Annotated in this window: 23 protein-coding genes, 2 tRNA genes and 2 pseudogenes; 18 read left to right on the top strand and 9 right to left on the bottom strand. The window is 67.9% G+C overall.

Annotated elements, in window-relative coordinates; genetic code table 11:
• Positions 1-94 precede the first annotated feature (94 nt).
• A complete protein-coding gene (locus tag AVJ23_RS00130) occupies positions 95-412 on the top strand; it encodes an arginine transporter (protein ID WP_240484468.1) in 318 nt (105 codons plus the stop codon).
• Here the strand turns inward: AVJ23_RS00130 and cuyB are convergent.
• From cuyB to hisD, 3 genes are read right to left on the bottom strand one after another with little or no spacing between them, the layout of a single operon-like run.
• Positions 406-1,071, bottom strand: a complete 666-nt coding sequence (gene cuyB, locus AVJ23_RS00125) for a cysteate racemase (protein WP_058860131.1) — start codon at positions 1,069-1,071, stop codon at positions 406-408. The two genes, AVJ23_RS00130 and cuyB, sit on opposite strands and share 7 nt — an antisense overlap.
• 5 nt (positions 1,072-1,076) lie before the next feature.
• A complete protein-coding gene (cuyA, locus tag AVJ23_RS00120; protein WP_058860130.1) occupies positions 1,077-2,087 on the bottom strand; it encodes a D-cysteate sulfo-lyase in 1,011 nt (336 codons plus the stop codon).
• Between the two features lies 1 nt (position 2,088).
• Positions 2,089-3,393 carry a histidinol dehydrogenase gene (gene hisD, locus AVJ23_RS00115; RefSeq protein ID WP_058860129.1) on the bottom strand — a complete coding sequence of 435 codons (1,305 nt, stop codon included), beginning with the start codon at positions 3,391-3,393 and terminating at the stop codon, positions 2,089-2,091.
• Positions 3,394-3,476: 83 nt separating this feature from the next.
• On the opposite strand from hisD, the gene AVJ23_RS00110 reads away from it, so the two are divergent.
• The gene (locus AVJ23_RS00110) at positions 3,477-4,442 is read left to right on the top strand and encodes a LysR family transcriptional regulator (protein ID WP_058860128.1); all 966 of its coding nucleotides are present in this window, start codon (positions 3,477-3,479) and stop codon (positions 4,440-4,442) included.
• Between the two features lie 138 nt (positions 4,443-4,580).
• On the opposite strand, the gene AVJ23_RS00105 is transcribed toward AVJ23_RS00110, so the two are convergent.
• Entirely contained in the window at positions 4,581-5,354 is a 774-nt protein-coding gene (locus AVJ23_RS00105; protein ID WP_058860127.1) for an alpha/beta fold hydrolase, read from the bottom strand.
• Positions 5,355-5,467: 113 nt separating this feature from the next.
• Between AVJ23_RS00105 and AVJ23_RS23435 the strand changes: the two genes are divergently transcribed.
• Positions 5,468-5,842: a hypothetical protein gene (locus AVJ23_RS23435; RefSeq protein ID WP_157772582.1), complete on the top strand. Its 375-nt coding sequence runs from the start codon at positions 5,468-5,470 to the stop codon at positions 5,840-5,842.
• A gap of 6 nt (positions 5,843-5,848) precedes the next feature.
• Here AVJ23_RS23435 and AVJ23_RS00095 read toward each other — a convergent pair whose 3' ends face one another.
• Positions 5,849-6,568: an NUDIX hydrolase gene (locus tag AVJ23_RS00095; protein ID WP_058860125.1), complete on the bottom strand. Its 720-nt coding sequence runs from the start codon at positions 6,566-6,568 to the stop codon at positions 5,849-5,851.
• Positions 6,569-6,594: 26 nt separating this feature from the next.
• Complete coding sequence (locus AVJ23_RS00090) at positions 6,595-6,984, bottom strand: DUF983 domain-containing protein (RefSeq protein WP_058860124.1); 390 nt, start codon at positions 6,982-6,984, stop codon at positions 6,595-6,597.
• Positions 6,985-7,202: 218 nt separating this feature from the next.
• On the opposite strand from AVJ23_RS00090, the gene AVJ23_RS00085 reads away from it, so the two are divergent.
• From AVJ23_RS00085 to AVJ23_RS00070, 4 genes are all read left to right on the top strand, one after another.
• Complete coding sequence (locus AVJ23_RS00085; protein WP_058860123.1) at positions 7,203-7,766, top strand: EF-hand domain-containing protein; 564 nt, start codon at positions 7,203-7,205, stop codon at positions 7,764-7,766.
• An 88-nt stretch (positions 7,767-7,854) separates the two neighbouring features.
• Entirely contained in the window at positions 7,855-8,445 is a 591-nt protein-coding gene (locus AVJ23_RS00080; RefSeq protein WP_205626822.1) for an RNA polymerase sigma factor, read from the top strand.
• Positions 8,438-8,785: a hypothetical protein gene (locus tag AVJ23_RS00075; RefSeq protein ID WP_058860121.1), complete on the top strand. Its 348-nt coding sequence runs from the start codon at positions 8,438-8,440 to the stop codon at positions 8,783-8,785. Before AVJ23_RS00080 ends, AVJ23_RS00075 begins: the two co-directional genes overlap by 8 nt.
• Positions 8,786-8,788: 3 nt before the next feature.
• Positions 8,789-9,295: a periplasmic heavy metal sensor gene (locus AVJ23_RS00070; RefSeq protein ID WP_058860120.1), complete on the top strand. Its 507-nt coding sequence runs from the start codon at positions 8,789-8,791 to the stop codon at positions 9,293-9,295.
• Between the two features lie 7 nt (positions 9,296-9,302).
• Here AVJ23_RS00070 and AVJ23_RS00065 read toward each other — a convergent pair whose 3' ends face one another.
• Entirely contained in the window at positions 9,303-10,751 is a 1,449-nt protein-coding gene (locus tag AVJ23_RS00065) for a diguanylate cyclase (RefSeq protein ID WP_084794164.1), read from the bottom strand.
• A 121-nt stretch (positions 10,752-10,872) separates the two neighbouring features.
• On the opposite strand from AVJ23_RS00065, the gene AVJ23_RS00060 reads away from it, so the two are divergent.
• The 10 genes and pseudogenes from AVJ23_RS00060 to AVJ23_RS00020 all read left to right on the top strand — a co-directional run bounded on the left by AVJ23_RS00060 (position 10,873) and on the right by AVJ23_RS00020 (position 18,980).
• Positions 10,873-11,157, top strand: coding sequence for a DUF3572 domain-containing protein (locus tag AVJ23_RS00060; protein WP_058860119.1), 285 nt, complete (start codon positions 10,873-10,875; stop codon positions 11,155-11,157).
• Positions 11,154-11,867 (top strand): HAD family hydrolase, encoded by a 714-nt coding sequence (locus tag AVJ23_RS00055; protein ID WP_058860118.1) that lies wholly within the window; start codon positions 11,154-11,156, stop codon positions 11,865-11,867. Before AVJ23_RS00060 ends, AVJ23_RS00055 begins: the two co-directional genes overlap by 4 nt.
• Before the next feature lie 75 nt (positions 11,868-11,942).
• Positions 11,943-13,514: a trimethylamine methyltransferase family protein gene (locus tag AVJ23_RS00050; RefSeq protein WP_058860117.1), complete on the top strand. Its 1,572-nt coding sequence runs from the start codon at positions 11,943-11,945 to the stop codon at positions 13,512-13,514.
• Positions 13,515-13,589: 75 nt separating this feature from the next.
• Entirely contained in the window at positions 13,590-15,320 is a 1,731-nt protein-coding gene (locus tag AVJ23_RS00045; RefSeq protein ID WP_058860116.1) for a DUF4153 domain-containing protein, read from the top strand.
• A gap of 64 nt (positions 15,321-15,384) precedes the next feature.
• On the top strand, positions 15,385-15,984 hold the full coding sequence (locus AVJ23_RS00040; protein WP_058860115.1) for a heme NO-binding domain-containing protein: 600 nt from the start codon (positions 15,385-15,387) through the stop codon (positions 15,982-15,984).
• Positions 15,981-16,988 carry a GGDEF domain-containing protein gene (locus tag AVJ23_RS00035; RefSeq protein WP_058860114.1) on the top strand — a complete coding sequence of 336 codons (1,008 nt, stop codon included), beginning with the start codon at positions 15,981-15,983 and terminating at the stop codon, positions 16,986-16,988. The genes AVJ23_RS00040 and AVJ23_RS00035 overlap by 4 nt, the downstream gene beginning before the upstream one ends.
• A gap of 63 nt (positions 16,989-17,051) precedes the next feature.
• A tRNA-Gln gene (locus tag AVJ23_RS00030) sits at positions 17,052-17,126 on the top strand.
• 253 nt (positions 17,127-17,379) lie between these two features.
• Positions 17,380-17,637, top strand: a complete 258-nt coding sequence (locus AVJ23_RS23535; RefSeq protein WP_084794162.1) for a transposase — start codon at positions 17,380-17,382, stop codon at positions 17,635-17,637.
• 234 nt (positions 17,638-17,871) lie between these two features.
• Positions 17,872-18,114, top strand: a pseudogene (locus AVJ23_RS23625) (transposase); the annotation flags it as partial.
• A gap of 776 nt (positions 18,115-18,890) precedes the next feature.
• Positions 18,891-18,980: transfer RNA gene (locus tag AVJ23_RS00020), tRNA-Ser, on the top strand.
• Positions 18,981-19,614: 634 nt separating this feature from the next.
• On the opposite strand, the gene AVJ23_RS00015 is transcribed toward AVJ23_RS00020, so the two are convergent.
• Entirely contained in the window at positions 19,615-20,634 is a 1,020-nt protein-coding gene (locus tag AVJ23_RS00015; RefSeq protein WP_058860112.1) for a phosphotransferase family protein, read from the bottom strand.
• A gap of 160 nt (positions 20,635-20,794) precedes the next feature.
• A complete protein-coding gene (locus AVJ23_RS00010; RefSeq protein WP_058860111.1) occupies positions 20,795-22,180 on the bottom strand; it encodes a calcium-binding protein in 1,386 nt (461 codons plus the stop codon).
• Between the two features lie 783 nt (positions 22,181-22,963).
• On the opposite strand from AVJ23_RS00010, the pseudogene AVJ23_RS00005 reads away from it, so the two are divergent.
• Positions 22,964-23,231: pseudogene (locus AVJ23_RS00005) on the top strand (hypothetical protein); the annotation flags it as partial.

The raw sequence follows: 23,231 nt of genomic DNA, 5'->3' as shown, positions 1-23,231 counted from the left end.
AGGGCAGTGGCCGCCACAGACGGGACAACCCGCGGCGGCGTGACAAGAGACAGGTGGAATGAGGACAGCCGGATTTTGTCTAGTGGCCGCACTGATGCTAGCGGCCTGCGGTGGTGGCAACCGCGTGGACCGGGCACAGGGGGCGATGGCGGTCAGCTTCGCCTCGGGGCCGATCTCCAAGGCCTGCCTGAGGGCGGGGCGCAAGGCGGCCAGCGGGCGGCTTTGCAATTGCGTGCAAGGCGTGGCGAACCGCGCCTTCGACGGCTCCGAACAGCGCATGGCGGCCAGTTTCTTTGCCGATCCGCATCGCGCGCAGGAAATCCGCCAGTCGGACAACCCCGGGCACGAGGTATTCTGGCGGAAATACAAAGCCTTCGCCGCCAATGCCGAGCGTGTGTGCCGCGGCTACTGAGCCGCCCTCGCATGGGCCAGGATCGCGCCGGTGAGACAGTCGAGACTGTCGGTCCAGGCGAGATGCCCGGGCAGGAGCGGCGCGGCCAGAGACAGCTCGGTGCAGGCGATCAGGATGTGATCGCTCTCGCGCAGCAGGGCGTGGGCCGTCTCGGCCAGGGGCGCGGCGATGCGGTCGGCCGGCGTGCCGGCCTTCACCGCGCGAATCATCTCCAGCAGCGGCGCATCGTCGTCCGGCGCCACGTGATCGGTCAGGTAGCGGTCGAACACGCCGGTCAGCCGGGTCGCCGGCGAGGCGAGGATGCCGATGCGCCCCTTGCCCGCCAGCGCCCGCGCCGTCGCCTCCAGCATGTCGAGCAAGGGCAGCGGCGTCGCCGCCGCAAGCTCGGGCGCATAGTGATGCGCGGTGTTGCAGGGCATGGCAAGCGCCGTCGCACCGGCGCGCTCCAGCTCTCCGGCCATGGTGACCAGCGCGGGCAGCGGGCTGGGCCCCGTGCCCTCGATCAGCGCCGCGATGCGCGAGGGCACGGCCGGGTTCTGGTGCACGATCAGCGGCACGTGGTCGGCATCGTCGCGCGCGGGCACCGCGTCGATCAGTTTCTGCATCAGCAGCACGGTGGCCTGCGGCCCCATGCCGCCCAGGATGCCCACGGGCCGCATGACCGTCACGCCCGGCCGGCCACGTCGAACACATGCGTGTAGCCGGTCAGACCTATCGCGCCGCCGGTGTGCAGGAAAAGCACCCGGTCGCTGCTGTCGAAATGGCCCTTGCGGACGAGGTCGATCAGCCCCGCCGCGCCCTTGGCCGAGTAGACCGGGTCGAGCAGGATCGCCTCGAGCCGGGCGAACAGGTCGATCGCCTCCAGCGTGCTCTCGGCGGGCAGGCCATAGCCCTCGCCCACGTAATCGGTATTGGCCACCACGTCGCCGCGCGCGACGACCCCGGGACAGCCCAGCTTGTCGGCGGTCTTCTCGGCCAGCGCGAAAACATTGGCCTCCTGCTTGTCCTTGGGCGCGCGCACGCCGATGCCCAGCACGGGGATCTGCGCGTTCAGCGCCTGAAAGCCGGTGACCAGCCCCGCCTGCGTCCCGGCCGAGCCCGTTGCATGCACCATGTGATCGACGCGCAGCCCCATCTCGGTCAGCTGCGCCAGCGTCTCGAGCGCGCAGTTCACGTAGCCCAGCGCGCCGGTCGCGTTCGAGCCGCCGCCCGGGATGGCATAGGCCTTGCGGCCCTTGGCGCGCATCGCCTCGGCCACGGCCTCCATCTCGGCATTCATGTCGAGCCCGGGGCCGCGATGCTCGATCGTGGCGCCGTGCAGCACGTCCAGCAGCACGTTGCCGTTGTAGCGATAATTCTCGTGTTCGTAGCCGGTGCGGTCCTCGAGCAGGATGTGGCACTCCATGCCCAGTTTCGCCGCGGCGGCCGCGGTCTGGCGGGCGTGGTTGGACTGAGTCGCGCCCTGGGTCAGCACCACCTCGGCGCCCTGGTCCACCGCCTCGGCCATCAGGAACTCCAGCTTGCGGGTCTTGTTGCCGCCGGTGGACAGCCCCGTGCAATCGTCGCGCTTGATCCAGATCTCGGGGCCCCCCAGCGCCTCGGAGAGGCGCGGCAGCGGCTCGATCGGCGTGGGCAGATGCGCAAGGCGCACGCGGGGGAAACGGGCAAGGTTCATGTCAGCTCCTGTCATTGGCCGCGCGCGCGCGCGGAGTCGCCTGGAACAGGCGGGCTTCGGCGGTCAGCGCATGGCCGACCATGCCCTCTGCCCGCGAGATCACGGCGCTGGCCTGCGCCAGCTCGGGCAGGGCGGCGTCACTTGCCCGCTGCCAGGTCACGGTCTTGAGAAACTTGTGCACCGACAGGCCCCCCGTGTAGCGTGCCGCGCCCGAGGTGGGAAGCACGTGGTTGGGCCCCGAGGCCTTGTCGCCGAAGGCCACCGTCGTCTGCGGCCCGAGGAACAGCGAGCCGTAATTGCACAGGCTGTCGCGCCACCAGTCGAGATCGCGGCACATGACCTGCAGGTGCTCGGGCGCGTAGCGGTCGGCGGTGGCGCGCATCTCGTCGCGCGTGTCGCAGAGCAGGATCTCGCCCAGCGCGTCCCAGGCGGCGCGGGCGGCGGCGGCGTTCTCGGCCGGCAGGGTGGCGGCCAGCTCGGGCACGCGGCGGGCCACGGCCTCGGCCAGGGGGGCATGATCGGTGACCAGCCAGCAGGGCGAGTTCGCGCCATGCTCGGCCTGGCCCACGAGGTCCAGCGACACCAGTTCGGGATCGGCCGAAGCATCGGCGAGGATCAGCACGTCGGTGGGGCCGGCGAACATGTCGATGCCGAGCGGCCCGAAGAGCTGCCGCTTGGCCTCGGCCACATAGGCATTGCCGGGCCCGGCCAGCACATCCGCCGGCGGCGTGTGGAAGAGGCCGAAGGCCATCGCGGCCACGCCCTGCACGCCGCCGAGGCACAGGATCGTGTCGGCACCGGCCAGCTGCATGGCATAGAGCGTCGCCGGGTGGATGCCACCCGCGTCGCGCGGCGGGGCGCAGGCGGTGACATGGTCCACGCCGGCGGCGCGGGCGGTGGCGATGGTCATCAGCGCCGAGGCGATATGCGCGTAACGCCCGCCCGGCACGTAGCAGCCCGCCGCCTGCACCGGCAGGCAGCGCTGCCCGGCCAGCAGGCCGGGGCGCAACTCCACCTCCATGTCCTGCAGGCTGGCGCGCTGGGCGGTGGCGAAGGCGCGGATATTGTCATGCGCATAGTCCAGCGCGGCCTTCAGATCCTCGGGCACGGTGGCGGCGGCGCGTGCCACCGCCTCGGGCGGGACCACCACCGGCGCGGTCCAGCGATCCAGCCGCGCGGCATAGTCCAGCGCCGCCGGCGCCCCCTCGGCCCGCAGCCGCGCCAGCATGATCTGCACGGTGTCGCGGATGTCGGCGGCGCTGTCGGGCGCCAGGCCGGGGGCGGTCTTCACGGGGCGGACGGGCATGGCGGGACCTCTTCGGTTTTTCTTGACCGGGGCGGGGCAGTTTCGCAAAAGCTGAAACTGGCGCGGGACGAAAGGGACGGCGGATGTTGATGAAGGGCGTGACGCTGCGCGGTCTCGAGGTGTTCGAAGCACTGGCCGCCGAGGGCACGGTGGCAGGCGCGGCGCGGATCACCGGGCTCAGCCAGCCCGCGGTCAGCCAGCAGATGCGCAACCTGGAAACCGCGCTGGGCACCGACCTGATCGACCACGGACGCCGGCCGATGATGCTGACGCCGGCGGGGCGGTCCTTCCTGGTGCGCGCCAAGACGGTGCTGGGGCAGTTGCGGCTGGCCCAGAACGAGTTGACGGTGATGGACCTGACCCATCTCAGCACGCTGAACCTGGGCGTGATCGACGATTTCGACAATGACCTGACGCCGCGGCTGGTGACCATCCTGGCCGAGAGCATGACGCGCTGCCGGTTCAAGCTGATCACCGCGCCCAGCCACGAGATCTCGGCCGAGATGCAGGCCCGCCGGTTGCACCTGGCGATTGCCGCCTCCAGCGGCGAGGTGATCGAGGGCGTGGTCGAATATCCCCTTGTGCGCGACCCCTATATCTTTGTCTGCGCCAAGGGCGCGGTGGCCGAGGCCGGCGGGATCGAGCCGCTGATGCAGGCCCTGCCTATCCTTCGCTATGACCGCGACCAGCTGATCGGGCGGCAGATCGAGGCGCATCTGGCGCGGCTCAAGCTGGACTTTGCCGAGCGGTTCGAGATCGGCGCACACCTGTCGCTGATGACGCTGGTGGCGCGCGGCATGGGCTGGGCGATCACCACGCCGCTGGGCTTCATGCGGGCGGGCCGGTTTCACGACCGGATGGAGGCGCACCCGCTGCCGTTCAAGCCCTTCTCGCGCACCATCTCGCTCTTTGCCGGGACGGACTGGGCCGACCGCGTGCCGCGCGACGTGGCGCGCACCATGCGCATGCTGGTGAGCGAGATGGTCATCGCGCAGGCGCTGCAGAAACTGCCCTGGCTGCGGGACGATCTGCGCGTGCTGGACGGCTGACCGGTCGGGCCCGTCGACGTGATGTGGCTGTGCTCGCATGCGCGCAGAATGGGCGGCTTCGCAGCCCGTCGAAAGCCCGCTGCGGCGCATTTGCAAAGAGGAGGGCACAGTTTCGGAAATCCCGAAACTGCGGGTGGTTCAGCCGGCCGAGCCCCCCAGCCCCAGGAAGGCGCGGATCGAGGCTTCGAACTCGCGCGGCTTCTCGGCATGCAGCCAGTGGCCGGCGCCGGGCAGCTTGGCGAAACGCGCATTGGGAAACAGCGCGCGGATCCGCGTCCGATGCTCGGGCAGCACGTAATCCGACGCGCCACCCGACAGGAACAGGGTCGGCCCCTCGAAGCGCCCCTCGGTCTCGGGAAAGCCCAGGATGCGCGGCATCTCGCGCGCCAGCGTGTCGAGGTTCAGCTTCCACCGCTTGCCGGCCACGTCCAGCGATTGCGTGAAGAAGGATTGCAGCGTCTTGTCCGCGACATGGGTGGCCAGCTGCGCGCTGGCATCGCTGCGCTTCTCGACCTGCGACAGGTCGACGGCGCGCATCGCCTCGATGAACTGGATCTGGCTGTGGCTGTAGGGGACCGGCGCGATATCGGCCACCAGCAGCGAGCGGACCATCTGTGGCCGGGTCAGGGCCAGCATCATCGCCGCCTTGCCGCCCATGGAATGGCCCACGATATCGGCCTGTCCGCCATGCGCCGCGACCAGCTCGGCCAGGTCCTCGGCCATGTCCTCGTAGCCGTGGCTGTCGAACCAGGGGCTGTCGCCGTGGTTGCGCATGTCGGGGGTCAGCACGAAGCGGTCCGCCGAGAGCCGCTTGCCGATCACGCCCCAGTTGCGCCCCGAGCCATAGAGCCCGTGAACGATGAGAAGCGGCGGCGCGTCGCCGGGTTGGCCATGGGTCAATGTGTTCAGCATGGCCGCGTGATAGCCCGCCCGCCGCGCCGATGCCAGATTGTTTCGCGCCCCGCAACGCAGAGGCCACGGCTTGGTGCTTGAGCCGCCGGGGTCGCCCGGCCTAGCGTGACCCCATGGGGGTTGATCGCGAACTGGCACGCCGGGTGGACCGGCTGGAGCGGCTGATGGCCCGGCGGCTGGGCCTGACCCGGGGCCATCTGGCCGAGCGGGCCGAGCAGGCGCGCCGCCTGCTGCCGGCAGAGGTGCGGCGCGACCTGTTGGACGTGGCAGAAGCCGCGCATCTGGCCGGGCATCCCAGGATCGCGCCGCAGATCGACCGCCGCGCCGTGCGCCGCGCCCATGACCGCGCCGTGGCGCATTTGACCGGGCCCGGCCCGCGCGAGCGCCGTCGCATCCTGCACAGCCGCGCGCTTGGCGCGCTTCTGGGCCGGCTTGCGCTGGTGGCGGCCGGTGTTGCGGGGCTGCTGCTCTGGCGGGGGTTTCTCTAGAGCGCTTTACGTCTGGTCGGCGGGCTGGGCCCCGCGCAGGCGCAAGAACAGGCTCTCTTCATCGTCATTGCGGAAGAAGGGCACCGAGTCGGGCGGGCTGTCATCCTGCACCCGTGCCGCGACCTCGGCCAGCACCACCTCGGTGATGAAGGGCAGGTCGAAATTCCGCACCTCGTCCAGCGCGATCCATTGCAGGTGCGACAGCTCGTCCGAGGCGGCCGAGAAATCGTCGGGATCCGACATCAGCGCCTCGGCATCGAGCAGGAAGAACCGCGCATCGAAGCGCCGGGGCCGGCCCGGCGGCGTGATCGCGCGGAACACGAATTGCAGGGCGTCCGCCGCGGGGCGATGGCCGGTGCCGGCAAAGCCCAGCCAGTCATCCGGCACGCCCCCGGGCCAGGGCGCGGGCACGCCGAGGATCTGGCCGGTCTCTTCCCAGAGCTCGCGCACGGCGGCGGTGGCCAGCGCGCGGGGCAGGCCGGGGGGGCTGTCCTCGGCCAGCCGCGCGGCGCAGAGCGGCGGCAGCGGCCGGGCCAGCGGCACCTTGGCGTCGGTCTCGTCCACCGCGCCGCCGGGAAAGACGAACTTGTTGGGAAAGAAGGCTGCCTTGGCACCGCGCTGGCCCATCAACACGCGCGGCCGCGCATGACGGTCGCGCACGGCGATGACCGTGGCGGCGTGGCGGATCGCGGTCTTGTCGATCGGTGGCCGGGATGTCGTCGTCATGCAGCGCTCTGCCCCAAATGCCTGTCTCAGCCGGGGCGCGTGAACCCGTGCATTCCGCGAATCCACTGGAAAGCCACGATCACCCCCTTCAGCCGGGGCAGAAGGTAAAGCGACAGCGCGACGCAGCCAACCGCAAAGATCGTGAACAGGGTCAGCGGCTCGGGCCGCCAGGTGGTGAACACGACCAGCAGCAGCGGCGCCATGACATGGCCCACGATCAGGATCGTCAGGTAGGCCGGCCCGTCATCGGCGCGGTGGTGATGCAGTTCCTCGCGGCAGACCGGGCAATGATCGCGCACCTTCAGGTAGCCCGTGAGCATCGGGCCGGAGCCGCATTGCGGGCAGCGCCGGCGCCAGCCCTTCCACAGCGTCATCCACAGGTCGCGTTCAGACGGGTCGTCCTTGGTCTCACTCATGATGTCCTCGCTCGTTCCGCGCAGAGGATGGGGGGCGGCGCGGCGCTTCGGAAGGGCGCATGGTGTCCTTGCGGCGGCATGTCACATCTCACGCGGGCGTGATGGGCGGGCCGCATTTTCTGCGACGGAAGCCGCCGGCCGGCCCGTGAAAGCCTGCAGAGACGCCCCGGGAAGGGCGCTCGAACAGACAGACACGAGCAAGAGGAAGGACCTTGCACATGAAAAAGCAGGCATACTGGATGAGCGGCGCATTGGTGCTCCTGATGGCCACGACCGGCATGGCAATGGCACAGGGCAAGGGCGGCGAGGGGCGCGGTGCGCGCATCGACGCCATGTTCGAAAGCTTCGACCTCGATGGCGACGGCAAGGTGACCGCGGCCGAGATCGAGGAAGCCGGGGCCCAGCGGTTTGCCGCGGCCGATACGGATGGGGACGGGTTCCTCTCGGCCGACGAGGTCGCGGCCCAGGCCGAGCAGCGGCGCGCCGAGCGCATGGAGAAGCGCCGCGCGGCCCGGGCCGAGGCGATGCTGGAGCGGCTGGACACCGATGGCGACGGCAAGCTGAGCCCGCAAGAGGCCGCCAAGCGCGGACCCGCGGCGACCGGCTTCGACCGCATGCTGCAACGGCTTGATGCCGATGAGGACGGCGCCATCTCGCGCGAGGAGATCGAGACCGCGCAGGCGCAGATGCACGACCGGCGCGACCGGGGCGGGCGGTTCCACGACCGCGGCGATCACGAGCACCGCGGCGGCGGCATGCCGCGCTGGATGCAGCGCCACTGATGCGCGGGCGGGGTCGGGCCCCAGGCCCGGCCCCCAGGCCGGCGTTGCGCCCGGGCGCGGGTGCCGCTAGCGCAGGGACGGGATCGGGATGCCGTATGACGCGATGAACGACTGCGAGGACGAAGAGCTTCTGGCCGCCTATGCCGAGGGCGATGCCGCCGCGGCGCGGGCGCTGACCGGGCGGCTGGGGCCGCGCGTCTTCGCCCATGCCATGCGCATGCTGGGCGGCGACCGGGCCGAGGCCGAGGACGTGGCGCAGGAGGCGCTGTTGCGGCTCTGGCGCGCGGCGCCCGGCTGGCGACATGGCGAGGCGAAGGTGACCACCTGGCTCTACCGGGTGACGGCGAACCTGTGCATCGACCGGATGCGCGGGCTGCGCCGGGCCGGCCCGGCGCTGGACGCGATCCCCGAGCCCGAGGATGACAGGCCCTCGGCAGCAGCGGAGATGCAGCAGGCGGCGCGGGCCGAGGCATTGCAGGCGGCGCTGGACGATCTGCCCGACCGCCAGCGCCAGGCCGTCATCCTGCGCCATATCGAGGGGCTGTCGAATCCCGAGATCGCGCAGATCATGGACATCGGCCCGCGCGCCGTGGAAAGTCTGACAGCGCGCGGCAAACGGGCATTGGAGGCGCGCCTGCTGGGGCGCCGGGATGAATTGGGGTACCGGGACGATGACTGAGCGCAAGGACGAGACGGGGCTGGAGGCATTCTTCGCCGCCGCCCGCGAGACCGACCCGCAGCCCTCGGGCGATTTCATGGCGCGGCTGGAGGCCGAGGCGCTGGCCGAACGGCCGCGCCCGGCAACGGGCGGGCCACTGGCGCTGTGGCGCCAGCTGCGTGCCGCGATCGGGGGCTGGCCGGGCGTGGCGGGGCTGGCCACGGCCTGCGCGGCGGGGATCTGGCTGGGTGTCAGCCCGCCCGAGGGGCTGAGCACCGTCTGGCCCCTGCAGGAAGCCGCGATCGACACGCTGGGTGTCGATCCGCTGAGCGGTTTCGACCTTGCGATGATGGAAGGATAGGCCATGGCCGAACTGCCGCGGCGCGGCGCGCCGAAACCCTGGCTGCGCATCGTGCTTTTTGCCTCGCTGGCGCTGAACCTCGCCGTGGCGGGGCTGGTCGCGGGGATGCTGCTGAGCGGTGGCCCGCGCCCGCCTGACGGGCGGCACAAACCGGGTGACGCGATCTTTCCCTACACGCGCGCCTTTGACGAGGCGCAGGGCCGCGCGCTGCGCGACAACCTGCGGCAGGCCTTCCGCGAGGACTGGGACGGGGTGCGCCGCGATCTGCTGGACGATTACCGCGCGGCGCTTGAGGTCCTGCGCGCCGAGCCCTTCGATGCGCAGGCCATGCAGGCGCTGGTCGAAGCGCAGGTCGCGCGGGCCGAAGCGCGCCGTCTGCGCGGGCAGGAGGTCTTTCTCGCGATGCTCGAAGGGATGAGCCCCGAGGACCGGCGCGCCTATGCCGACCGGCTGGAGGATCACCTGGCCCGGCTGGACGCGCGCCGCCGCGACAAGCGACCGCGCGACTGAGCCGGGCTCAGCTGCGCCGCGCCTCGCGCCGGGGCGCGGCCGCCGCGGCCGGCAGTTCGGGCGCGGCCGGGCGGCGGGGCAGGGTGGTCACCGTGTCGGCCATGACCACCGTGTTGCGGCCCGTGTCCTTGGCGGCATAGAGCGCCTGGTCCGCGCTGTCGATCAGCTCCAGCGGCTGGGCATCGCCCCCGGCCGGCCCGCAGGCCACCCCGATGCTCAGCGTCACGGTCAGCAAGCGCCCGTCGGGCAGTGGCACCGGCGCCTCGGCCATGACGCGGCAGAGCCGGTCCGCCGTGCGTTGCGCCGCGCCGCGGTCCGTATCGGGCATGGCGACAAGGAACTCCTCGCCGCCCCAGCGCGAAATCAGGTCGGCGGCGCGCAGGTTGTCGCGCAGCCGCTGCGCCAGCACGGTCAGCACCGCGTCGCCGGCGGCATGGCCATAGACATCGTTCACCGCCTTGAAATGGTCGAGATCGGCCAGCAGCAGCGCGTAGGGGCGGCGCTGCTGGCCGGCGCGTTCGGCCAGCCGTGACAGGTGCGGCAGCGCGTACCGGCGGTTGTAGAGCCCGGTCAGCGGGTCGCAGACCGCGGCGCGCAGCCCGTCGCGCATGTTGGCGCGCAGCCGGTCGGCGGTGCGCTTCCGGTCGATCTGGGTGCGCAGCCGGATCGCCAGCTCCTCGGGGTCGGGCCCGGCGGCGAGCAGGTCGCTGGCGCCCATGTCCAGCGCGGCGGCCGCGGCACGGCGCTGGTGCGGCCGGGCCACGTAGATCAGCGCGGCATGGCGCGTGCGCCGGCTGGCACGCAGCTGCGGCAGCAGGGCCAGCCCCTCGCCCTGGCCGCCCGGGCCCTCGGCGATGACAAAGACATCCGGCACCGCGCCGCTCTCGCGCAGGGCGCTGTCGGGCTCGATCACGGTGACCCGGTCCTCGATCCGGGCGCGCAAGCCCTCGACCAGCGCGGGCGGCACTGCGTCGCGCCCGGTGGGGACCAGCGCCACCAGCGCCGGCGGCGCATAGGAAGCGCCCTGTTCGGCCAGCCCCAGCGCGCGGCGCGTGTCGTCGCGCAGCTGCAGCTCGGCCTCGGCATCGCAGGCCCGCAGCAAGGACCGCAGCCGTGCCAGCATCACCAGGTCGTCGATCGGCCGGGCCAGAACGTCATCGGCGCCCGCCGCCAGTGTGGCCAGCCGCTCGCCGGGATCATCCTCGCCATGCATGATGACCACCGGCAGGCGCCGCTCGCCCGCGCCGCGGCGCAGTTCGGCACAGAGCGCGCGGCCGGTCATGTCCGGCAGCTCGGCCGCGGCGATCACGAGGTCGGGCCGCATCTTGCGCATCAGCTCCAGCGCGGCGCGCCCCGAGCCCGCCTGCACGACCTCGTAGAAGGCCGCCGACAGCTTGACGCGCAGCACGATGCGGTTCGTCGGCACCGCATCGACCACAAGTATCCGACCTGCCATTGCTCATCCTCATGCCATCGACCCTGCCGTTCCCGGTTCGGTCCGGCCAACTGCTTGCATTTGTCCTCGAGGTGGAATTTGGTGAAGATTGGTTAAGAAACCCTTTCGGGATTGAGGCGAAGTGGCGCTATCACGGGACAAGGCCGAGACGGTCGGGCTTCAGGCGGTGGCCTGGCTGGCGGCGAATGACGAGTTGTTGCAGGTGTTTACCGGATCCACCGGGGCGTCGGAGGCGGATTTCCGCTCAGGCCTCGAGGATCCCGGCTTCCAGGGCTCGGTGCTGGATTTCATCCTGATGGACGATGCCTGGGTGCAGGAGTTCTGCCTCTCTGCCGGGCTGTCGCCCGAGACGCCGGCGCAGGCGCGCGCCGCGCTGCCCGGAGGCGAGCAGGTGCACTGGACATGAGGCCCCGGGTCGACGCCGTGCTGTTCGACAAGGACGGCACCCTGTTCGACTTCGAGGCCACGTGGAATGTCTGGGCGGGCCAAGTGGTGGCGGCGCTGTCGGGCGGCGATCACGGGCTGGCGGCGCGTCTGGCGGCGGCGGCGCGCTACGATCTTGCCGCCGGGCGCTATTTTCCCGACAGCCCGGTCATCGCCGGCACCAATGCCGAGGCGGCGGCCTGTCTCGCCACCGAGCTGCCGGGCTGGCGTGTCGAGGAGATCGAGCAGTTCCTCGTCGAGGCAGCCGCCGATGCGCCCCTGGCCGAGCCGGTACCGCTGGTGCCGCTATTGGCCGAGCTGGCCGCGATGGACCTGAGCCTGGGTGTGGTGACCAATGACAGCGAATCGGTGGCGCGCGCCCATCTGACGACCGCCGGCATCCTGCGGGTCTTCGATTTCATCGCCGGCGCCGACAGCGGCTATGGCGCCAAACCCGCGCCCGAGCCGCTCTGGGCCTTCGCGCGGGCGACCGGGCACGCGCCCGACCGGGTGGTCATGGTGGGCGACAGCACGCATGACCTGCGCGCCGGGCGCGCCGCTGGCATGTGGTGCGTGGGGGTGCTGACCGGGCTGGCCACGGCCGAGGCGCTGTCCCCCTTCGCCGACGTGGTGCTGCCCCATATCGGCCACCTGCCGGCCTGGCTGCAGGGCGCGCCTGTCGAAAACGACTGATTCCGTCGCGATCCGACACGAAAGCGGCCCCGGCCGGGTGTGTCATGAAGGGCATCCCGCGCTTCGGAGGACGCCATGCCCGACACTGCCCAGCCCGCGATCGCCGCGAAACGCCGCCGCCATGGCGGCCGCGCCGGCAACACCCGCCGCAGCGGCCCGGTCATCAAGCAGACCCCGTGGCGCCTGCCGCGCAATATCGACCGCCCGACCGAGCCGCTGGGCCCTGAACAGGTGGCACGGGTGCATGACGCGGTGATGCGCGTGCTGGAAGAGATCGGGATCGAGTTCCTGCACCCCGAGGCGCTGGAGATCCTGCGCAAGGCGGGTTGCACCGTCGCGGGCGAGAACGTGCGCATGGGCCGCGACATAGTGATGGAGGTCATCGCACAGGCGCCGGCCAGCTTCACCCTGACCCCACGCAACCCCGACCGGCAGATCACGGTCGGGGACGGGCATATCCTGTTCGGCAATGTCGCCTCGCCGCCCAACTACATGGATCTCGAGATCGGCCACAAGGTGCCCGGCACCCGCGCGCAATGCCGCAACCTCATCAAGCTGGCGCAGTATTTCAACTGTATCCACATGGCCAATGGCTACCCGGTGGAGCCTGTCGACCTGCATGCCTCGACCCGGCATCTCGACGTGCTCTTCGACAAGCTGACCCTGACCGACAAGGTGGTGCATGCCTACAGCCTGGGCCCCGAGCGGGTCGAGGACGTGGTCGAGATGGTGCGCATCGCGGGCGGCCACAGCCACGAGGAGTTCGCGCAGACGCCGCGGCTCTATACCAACATCAACTCCACCTCGCCGCTGAAACATGACTGGGCCATGCTGGATGGCTGGATGCGGCTGGCCCGGCGGCGGCAGGCGCTGGTGGTCACGCCCTTCACGCTGGCAGGTGCCATGGCGCCGGTGACCATGACCGGCGCGGTGGTGCAGAGCCTGGCCGAGGCGCTGGCCGCGGTCGTGCTGGCGCAGATCATCAGCCCGGGCGCGCCTTGCGTGATCGGCACTTTCACCTCGAACGTGGACATGAAGACCGGCGCGCCCGCCTTCGGCACGCCCGAATACATGCGCGCCACGCAGATGACCGGGCAGATGGCGCGGTTCTACGGGCTGCCCATGCGGGCCTCGGGGGTGTGCACCTCGAACGTGCCGGACGGTCAGGCCATGTGGGAGACCGAGCACAGCCTCTGGGCCGCGATCCAGTCGGGCACCAACATCGTCTATCACGCGGCCGGCTGGCTGGAAGGCGGGCTGATCGCTTGCCCCGAGAAGTTCATCATGGATTGCGAGGTGCTCCAGCAGTTGCAGCGCTACATGGAGCCCGAGATCTGCGACACCTCGGACGCGGCGCTGGCGCTGGACGTGATCGCCGAGGTCGGCCCGCGCGGGCATTTCTTCGGCACCGATCACACGCAGGCCCGCTACGAGACCGCCTTCTACCAGCCCTTCCTGTCGGACTGGAAGAATTTCGAGGCCTGGCAATCCGCCGGCGCGGTCTGGACGGCCGAGCGCGCCCATGCCCAGTTCAAGCTGATCGTGAACGAGTTCGAGGCCCCGCCCATGGACCCGGCCATTCGCGAGGAACTGGCCGCCTTCGTGGAGCGCCGCAAGCGGGAAGGGGGCGCGCCCACCGATTTCTGAGCCGGCAGGCCGCCCAGACGCGGCTTGCGCCAGTGCCGGGCGGGGGGCAAGACTGGGCGGGAAAGGACCGTGCCGATGACCGCCCGCTCCCCCGGCAAGCTTGCCCTGACCCTCGTCGTGCTTGGCGCGCTCGCCGGGCTGAGCGGTTGGGCGCTCGGCGAGGGCTGGCGCGACGGGGTGCTGGGCGAACGGCGCATGCTCTTCCTGACGGGCTTTGCCGCGGCATCCTTCGGCATCGGCCTTGCCCTGACCGGCCCTCTGCGCCTGCGCCGCGTGGCGTTGCCGGCGCTGGGCTGCGGTGTGGTGCTGGCGGGGCTTCTGTGGTGGGCCGCGGGGCGCCACGCGGATGTCTCGGATTTCCTCGATCTCGGCTACCCGCTGCTCTGTTTCGGCATGGCGCTGGTGATCGTCACGCCCTTTCTTCTGTCGCTGCTGAGCGATCCCGAGGGCTGGCGCAGCTACCCGGTGCTTTTTGCGCAAAGCTGGCAGATCGCCGTGCGCTTTTTAGCCGGTGCGCTGTTCACGGCACTGTTCTGGGGGCTGCTGTCGCTGTCAGATGCGCTGCTGCAGATCGTGGGCCTGCCCCTGATGGAGATGGTGACGCGGCACCCGCCGGTGACCTGGGCGCTGACCGGAGCGGTGTTCGGCCTGGCCCTCGCCGCGGTGCACGAGATGGCCGCCTATCTCGCACCCGATCTCGTGCTGCGGCTCTTGCGACTTTTCGTGCCGGTCGTGCTGCTGGTCGTCGCGGTCTTTCTCGTGGCGCTGCCGGTGCAGGGTTGGGACGGGCTGGTGCGCGGCTTCTCTCCGGCAGCGACGTTGATGGCCTTCGGCATCGCGGCGGTGGTGCTGGTCACCGTGGCGGTGGACCGCAATCGGCAAGAGGCCGTACAGGCGCCGCTGATGCGCTGGGCGACCGTGGGGCTGGCGGCGCTGGTGCTGGTGCTGGCCGCGCTGGCGGTCTGGGCGATCTGGATGCGCGTGAGCGCCTATGGCTGGACCCCGGCGCGGCTGATGGCCTTCACCGTGGCGGCAGTGCTGGTGGTCTACGGCATCGGCTATGTCGCCGCGCTGGTCCTGCGCGCGGGCTGGATGGCGCGCATCCGCGAGGTCAATATCTGGATGGCGCTGGCCACGCTGGCGGTTTGCGTGATCTGGCTGACCCCGCTTTTCGTGCCCGAGCGCATCTCGGCCGAGGACCAGGCGCAGCGCGCGCTGGCGGGCCTGCCCGCGCGCGCGCTGGCGCTGGACGAGCTTGCCGGCGACTGGGGCCTTGCGGGACAGGCGGCGCAGGAGCGCATCGCCGCGGCCCGGCCCGAGCTGGCCGATCCCGAGACGCGCCGCCTGGCCCGCGGCAGCGCCGCGCCCGCCCCGTCATCTTCTCAGCGCGCCCGCCTGCTGGCCATCCTGCCGGTCTATCCCGGCGACATGACACTGGGCGGTGACGCGCTGCGCGAGTTGGGCGACGTGCAGATCGCCAACCTGCTGCGCGCCTGCGACAATCGCCTGTCCGAGGGGCCGGGCTGCGCCCTCTACTTCGCGCGCTTCCTGCCCGGCGACCCGCAGGCGCGCGGCCTTGTCTTCCGGCGCGTCGCCCCCGACCAGGTCGAGGTCGGCGCCGTGACGCTGCGCAACGGCCGGCTGTTGTCGGGCGGTACCGTGGCGGGGCTGGGTGGCGAGCCGGGCCCGGCCTGGCGGCTTCGGGACGCCCATCTGGCAGCATTGCACCGCGGCGAGGCCGTGCTGGAGCCGCGCGAGCTGCAGGTGTTGCGGCTGGGCGACCGCAGCCTTTTTGCACACAATTGAAATCATTACGCGAAATTTAAGATCCGCGCGCCATCCTCGCCCCGATGACACGAGGGATGGCGCCATGCACGGACTGATCCTGAAGACGCTTCAGGTCTTCCTTCAGGACACATACGGGACCGAGATCTGGGCCCGCATCGCGGCGGCGGCCGACCTGACGGCGCCGGGGTTCGAGGCGATGCTGAACTATCCGGAAGAGGTGTTCTTTCGCGTGCTCGACGCGGCCGGCGCCGTGCTGAACAAGCCGCGCGAGGCCATTCTGGAGGATGTGGGAACCTATCTGGTCTCCCATCCCAACAGCGAGGGGCTGCGCCGCCTGCTGCGCTTCGGCGGTGTGGATTTCATCGAGTTCCTGCATTCGCTGGACGACCTGCCCGACCGAGCGCGACTGGTCGTGGCCGATCTGGTGCTGCCCGATCTCGAACTGCGCGACCTCGCGCAGAACCGCTTTCACCTGCGAATCACGGGGCAGCTGCCGGGCTTCGGCTTTGCGCTGGTCGGATTGCTTCAGGCCATGGCCGATGATTACGGCGCGCTCGCGCTGCTCGACCTGCAGGAGGCCGGGCGCGACGGGCAGGTGATCGAGATCACCATCGTCGAGGCCGCCTATGCCGAGGGGCGCGATTTCGAGCTTGCCGCCGCCCCGGCCGGGGGGCAGGCATGAGCTGTTTTCCCGACCGGATGCTGCACCAGATCTGCCCGATGCACGCGGTGCTGACCCCGACCGGCCATATCCGACAGGCCGGACCGACCCTGCACAAGATCGCGCCGACCCCGCTTGCGGGTGCGCGCTTCCTCGAGATCTTCGACGTCTACCGCCCGCGCGCCGTGGACAGCATGGCCCAGCTCCTCCAGACCGAGGGGCGCAAGCTGCACCTGCGCCTGCGCGGCGGGATCCGCACACCGCTCAAGGGCATCCTCGTCTCGGACGGGCAGGGCGGGGCAGTCATCAACCTATCCTTCGGCATCGCCGTCGTCGATGCCGTGCGCGACTATGCCCTGACCAGCACCGATTTCGCCCCCACCGACCTCGCGGTGGAAATGCTCTACCTTGTCGAGGCGAAATCCGCCGCCATGGATGCCTCGCGCAGCCTGAACACCCGGCTCCAGGGCGCCATGGTCGCCGCCGAGGAACGCGCCTATACCGACACGCTGACCGGCCTGCGCAATCGCCGTGCGCTGGACGTGGCGCTCGACCGGCTGTGCCGCGCCGGTCAACCTTTCGCGCTGATGCATATCGACCTCGATTTCTTCAAGCAGGTCAATGACACGATGGGCCATGCCGCGGGCGACCAGGTGCTGCGCACCGCGGCGCGCATCATGGCCGAAGAAACCCGCAAGGATGACATCGCCGCCCGGGTGGGGGGCGACGAGTTCGTCATCGTGTTCGACGCCCTGACCAGTCGCACCCGCCTGCGCGACCTCGCCGCCCGCATGATCGCCCGAATCGAGGAGCCGGTGGCCCATGACGACCGCAGCTGCCGGATCTCCGCCAGCATCGGAATCGCCATCAGCGAGAGCGAACAACCGGACGCGGCCCAGATGCTCGAGACCGCCGATATCGCGCTCTACGCCGCCAAACGGGCCGGCCGCGCCCGGTTCCGCTTCTTCTCGCCCGACATGCTGGAGACCTCCGACACTCCCGCGCTGCCCGCGGCCCGGGCGTGATGCATTTTTTGAAAAGAACCTCTTGAACCCCCCGAACCTCCGTCGTAGATACGCCGCCACGGTTGGGGTGTAGCCAAGTGGTAAGGCAACGGTTTTTGGTACCGCGTACCGCAGGTTCGAATCCTGCCACCCCAGCCAGTTTAAATCTCCCTTTGAATTCAATGACTTGCGCGGGTCTGTGTGGCACCTTTGTGTAGCAGTTTTGTGGGTGTCCCATGTGGAGCAGATCGACGGTAGAGAGCCTTTTCGGCTGGCGGTAGTGCTGTGAGCGCACTTGATGGCCCGACGCACTGGGTCGTTTGGCGAATCGGCCGAAGTTTTAGGGACCGATATGCCTGCTTAACCAAAAGCTGACCTGAGACTATTTTGGTGTCATAGAAGGAGTGACGCCATGCTCGGTAAGTTTGAAAGCCTCTACGATCTGTTTGAAGCCTTCCCGGATGAGCAGTCGTGCCTCGACCACCTGCGCGCGATCCGCTGGCGCGACGGCGAGTTTTGCCCCCATTGTGACGGCAGCGCATCTATCACTACTCAGACGGCAAGACCTTCAAGTGTGGTGACTGCCGGAAGCTGTTCTCTCTCAAGGTCGGAACGATTTCCCACGACACAATACTACCGCTGCGCAAGTGGTTCATGGCGATCAGGCTGATCACCAACCACAAGAAGGGGGTCGCTTCGACCACGTTGGCGCGCGATCTGCGCATCACGCAGAAAAGCGCATGGCATGTGCTGCACCGCCTCCGCCATGCCGCCCGCACTCAGTCGTTTAACGCCACTCTGGACGGTCCCGTGGACACCGACGAAAACTTTGTGGGCGGCAGGGGTGAAGAACAAACACGCCGACAAGCGCATTCCCGGTTCTCAGGGTGGCGCAAGCAAGGCTGTCGTGTCCTGGGTCTTGAAGCGCGATGGCGAGCTTCGTGCTGAGGTCGTCAAAGTCACGACGGCCCGTACCGTGCAGGCCGTGAAGCGCAAGAATGTGAACGCCGGTCAAATCGTCATGACCGACGAACATCTCTCCTACAAGGGCCTCGGGATAGATTATGCCCACCTTTCAGTGAACCACAGCAACAATCTTGCCGGGTGGTTGTCGTCTTTTCCGTTCTTCGTCGGGGGTGTAATTTAATCGTTCTCGGTGGCCGCAGATCGTGCAGCAGCCCAAGGATCAAATGAGTTGCAAACAGGTTTCTGCTGACGGGGCTTAGGGGTTTTCAGCGAGCACGGTGCTGTCGTCGCGGCGCGCTTATAGTGAGGAACCGGCAACCCTGCCTGCCAGGCGCGTAGCTGCGCCCTTCGCCAGAGCATCGGCTTTTTCCTTAGCGGGATTGGGTCTGGAAAACTCGCATCGGGCTTCGCCAAGCCGCGCCGCCGGGCGGAACGGGGCGACTCCCCCAGGATGCCTGCGATGTCGTCCAACGTGCAGTGTGGCAGCTTCAGTTCGTCCCAGCGTGATCGCGGAGGCGGCGCGAGCCCCTCGGCTGCCCAAATGGAAGACCACGGATAGCGGCCGCCGACATGACGAACGCCGACCGCTCGCGCGAGCTCCCGGGCAGCCCTGGCCGAGGGCAGTCTCCAATACGTAGCGAGCTCTTCGGCGCTCGCCGAACCGGGTCCTTGCCGTTGGTCTTCATGTCCCAACCTCCTTCTGGAAAGGAGATCGGATCGTGCAGACCCGGCCGGAAACGACCTTGGCAGATTCAAGGGCGCGTTCGGCCTGCGCGGCCTCACAAAACGCTTGACGCGTTCGAGGGCGCTTTCGCTGTGAGGGAAATTGACCAGATCTTGCCCAAACTCGGTGCCTCTCAGTGCCACTTGAAGCGGTTATTGACGGAAGGGAGTTTTTTGACGATGAGGGCAGTTTCGCCTTGTAATCCCTTTGTTTCCTTGGCTATACGCGTCAACGGAGACGTGGCCGAGTGGTCGAAGGCGCTCCCCTGCTAAGGGAGTAGGCGGGAAACCGTCTCGAGGGTTCGAATCCCTTCGTCTCCGCCACTTGCCCTTGCGAAAGCGTTCTCCCGATCCGGCCGCGGCCGGATTTTTGCGTTGTTTTCGAGGGTTATGTGGGTGGGGCTGAGCACTGGGCCAGCCGCCACAAGGCCCGGAAGCGGTCTCTCAGGGTCGATATTCTCCGGACCTCATGACTGCGCCATTTTGGTGAATAGCTTGTAAGCTATTGGTGTGCAGCGGTTTTCTTCGGCATCGACTTGAACACTTTGACGCCGGTCGCGCTCAACGATGGAACAGAAATCGAACGTTCGCCATTGCGGCCGTTCGCTTCGGCCCGTCCCGATGACCGAGTTGCGGACGAAGCTGCCATCAAGCCAATCCGGCATCGGGGTGCTCGCGTATGAGCTGGGCTTCCGCCAGTCAGATCAAGATTGACGCAAAGACAGATATGTTGGAGACGACTTGGCTCCGCAGCCTGCTCCTCGGTCGGGTCAACGGCTGACGCTCACATATCCCCTTGTCTTGCCGTCGTTCGCCGGATCCACGGCATTCATGGCGTTGAAAAGGGCTGATGCCTCGACCCAAAGGCGAGGCAGTCCGGGTAAGACCTACCGGCGATACTGCGAAGACAAGCCCCTGACGCAAGCGCGGACAGAACGTCCCAAACCTACCCGGACCCTTACGCGGGCGGCTCCGGCAGGGCCCTCATAGGCAAGGCTGCCTGGACCGACGAGAACCAGTCCGCGAACGGTGTCGTGAACTCGGTCTGCCCGGCCCAGACCTGTCCGTTCTCGAGGAGCTGGCAAAGATTCTCGGCACTTGTGCCGATGGCGTCCCGGCGGGACAGATCGTCGAGTTTCCCCCATCCTTTCTCCTGAATGGCATTCAGGATGAGTTCCAGACGGACCGTTGCGTGCAGGCAGGCGAACGTGGCCATCGCAACCAAGGGGGGGCCAAAACCCGGTCCGGTGGCATATCTTTCGCGCACCGCGTCGACGACCGGCTGGACCCCGGCAAAGAAGTACTCGTCGGCGGAGAGCCATGTGAAATCCTCAAAGCCTTCCCGGCAGCCGGCATGCTCCCAGTCGATCCAGCAGACCTTGCCCGCGGGCGTCATGATGGCGTTCCCGGGCCGAGCGTCCCATTTCACAAAACGGGTCTGGCGGACCGCGAGTTCTTCGCAAATCCGCTCGACGGCGCACGTCGGCGGCGCGAGGTCGAGCCGCTCGGACAGCCGCCATGGCCGCCTGGCGACGCGTTCGATCCAGTCATGCGCGTGCCCGATCTTCGGGGCGATGTCGCGCAAGCCGGTGCCTTGCGCTGCATCGTGGATCGCCAACAGGCTTTGCACGGCCCTCGCCGAGACCCGCCTACGTTCGGCTTCCGTGCCGTGGGCGAGCGCGCGGCTCAGCCGTGTTCCGGCGACATAGGCCTGGGCGAGCCACGTGCCGTCGAACGCCAGGACAGCCGGCACGGGCGCGCCGGCGGCGTGTAGACGGGTAAGGCATTCGGCCTCGAGCCGTGCCCGCCCCGGCGACGCGCGACGGGTCAGGATGACGTCGCGGTCCCCGATCTGGATCCGTATCGAATCCCGCAGCGATCCGCCGGGCGCGAATATGCGATCGGGCGCCGCACCGAGCAACCGTTCGCTCGCCGTCCGTACGGCTTCGACGATTTCCTGAACTCGATCCGTGCGCATCCGGTGGCAGGCGCCTTTTCATCACGTGCAGGGCATCGGCCTGCCGCACACGTCCGGCGGTCCACCGCCGGTGCCTGCCGCCCCTGGCGCGGGGCGGCAGATCGCCTTTTTGTGGGGCCGAGCGCCCGACGATGCGGTCATCCGGCCATTCGCGCGGGCCTCAGAAGCTGAGGTCGTCGACGGTCAGGGCGACGTTGTCGACCAGGATTGCGCCATTTGGATCGTCCGAGAAGGTGATCAGCGAGTTTCCATCCTCTACGCTGATCGACACGTCGGCCGCCGTCCGGCCCGCAAGCGTGATGTTGTCGATGCCTAGTTCGAAGTCGGTGATCTCGTCGACGCCATCGCCCACATTGTAGACGAACTCGTCGGCCCCGTCGCCGCCGGTCAGGACGTCGCCGACCTCGATCGTGATGACCGGATCGAAGCTGATCGGATTGTCATTCGCCGCCTTTGTCTGAAGCAGGTTCCGATCCTCGTCGAGCAGCCGCACAGTGAGATTGGCGCTGCCGGTATTGATGACGGTACGCGAATTGGCCGGAACGGTGATTTCGAATTCGCCGCCGCCAACGAGATCGACGATGTATGTCGTCTCGACGCTGTTGGGGCCGAAATTGTCGATCCGGAACACGTTGTCGCCGTCGGGCAGATCACCGAGCGTCGTGAGTTTGCCAATCCGGTCGTTGCCGGAGATCACTTCGACTGACGCAAAGTCGCCCGGGTTCGCGATATCGGCCAGATCGACCGGATCGTTGTTGAAGCCGGCCGGGTAATACAGCCCGCCAACCTCAATCGAACCGTCATCGGTGCCGCCGAGAATGGTGTCGTCGCCGTTCTGGCCAAAGATCAGGTCGTCACCCTCGCCGCCGTCGAGAACGTCGTTGTCCGACTTCTTTCCGACAAAAGGATCGGCCAAGACTGCGCCGGCAGAGGTGACCTCACCATTATCACCGATGAGAATGTCGGCGCCTTCGCCGCCCATCAACGCGTCGCCGGCGGCGCCGCCAATCAGAATGTCATCGCCGATCCCGCCGTTCAGGTAGTCGGATCCGCCATGCTCTCCGGATGCACCAGAGCCACCAGAGCCATCGGATCCGTCAGAACCTCGCGAGCCACCGGACAGACCGAAACCCGACCCGCCGGACTCGTCAGAGCCGCCGCCTAAGTGCTTGATCGCTCCGCTCGCCGTAACCAGGCCCTTGTCACCTATCAGAATGTCGTTTCCATCGTCGCCAAACAGGGTATCGCCGGCTGCACCCCCGATCAGGACGTCGTCCTCGCTTCCGCCGCGAAGCTCGTCCTCGCCCCTGCCGCCATCGAGCACATCTTTGCCGGCACCGCCGTCGAGATAATCCTTGCCCTTCTTGCCGATGAGGAAATCGTCGCCGTCATTTCCGAAGAGACGATCATCGTCTTTGCCGCCGTTGATAATATCGTTGCCAGCTAGTCCGCTTAAAATGTCGTTGCCGGCTTTCCCCTTGATGATGTCATCGAACAGTGTGCCGTCGATCACATTGTCGAACCGATCTCCCTTGAGTTTGGCCATGGCCCCCTCCTATCCCACTTCAATTTACTACAAGCAGTTCCGACACGGAAGCGACGGGTGCGATGGCCAACGCGTATCTACAGACGTAGTCCCCCATTGCCCTGGGCTGTCGTCACGACATGGTAGATTTATGGTGCCTCCGCTCCAGCGTGTGTCGCAACCCAAAAGGTAACGCAGCGCAATTTGAAAAGACTAGACCAAATCTTTCGTACAATCCTTGTCGTCTCGGGCCACTGTTCTGCCGCGGATGACAGTTGTTCAGGCTTGGCGATTCGCAGTATGGTTTTTTCAATTCGTCGCGGCATACTTGAACGCCTCGCGTAACGCCATCGACACTGCGGCGGGCCCTTCGGTGGAATTTCCTGATTTACTTTACGTTACGTCAACTTTAATACCCATTCTGCGTTCAGGATATCTTTGTCGAAGCCCAGTCGGAAAACCCCATACGCACTCTATGCGCCGAGTCTTTTCAATTTCAATGACTTACCCGAAAAAGTGGGGCATGCTGCCCGAAGACGGTGAAAAAATGCCTCCTGTCGCCTTTATCCCCGACACCCAAATTTACTACCCAAAGCTGTATTTCTCTTTGCAATACCATTTTATCAAGACTTCCTCAGGGCGCCCCAATATTGACAAAAAGGCACGATTCGGGAGAATGAACCATAGATTGGAGGGGTGATTCCGGCAATTTTGTGACGCCGGTGTGATGGTTTACCGTTTGTGCCTGGCCTGAGCAAAGTCATTCCCTCCGTTCCGCGCGATATTTTACTTGGGGGACGGACCATGGCTGTGCTGAATGGAACCAACGCGAACGAAACTTTCGACACGACTGGCGGCGGCGATTTCACCACCACAAGCGGCGACGACATCATCCGGCCCAAGGGCGGCGTGGACACCGTAGATGCGGGCGACGGGAATGACGTCGTTGAAGGCCAGAAGAACGAACTTCTTCAGGACACGCTCGACGGCGGCGACGGCACGGACGAGATCGTCAACGAGAACGCCAACCAGGCGCTGCAGCTGTCGGGCTTCGGCGGCGGCGGCGCGGGCA

Source organism: Pseudoponticoccus marisrubri, assembly GCF_001482405.1.
Taxonomy (GTDB): Bacteria; Pseudomonadota; Alphaproteobacteria; order Rhodobacterales; family Rhodobacteraceae; genus Pseudoponticoccus; species Pseudoponticoccus marisrubri.
This window is presented reverse-complemented; position numbering and strand designations above follow the sequence as displayed.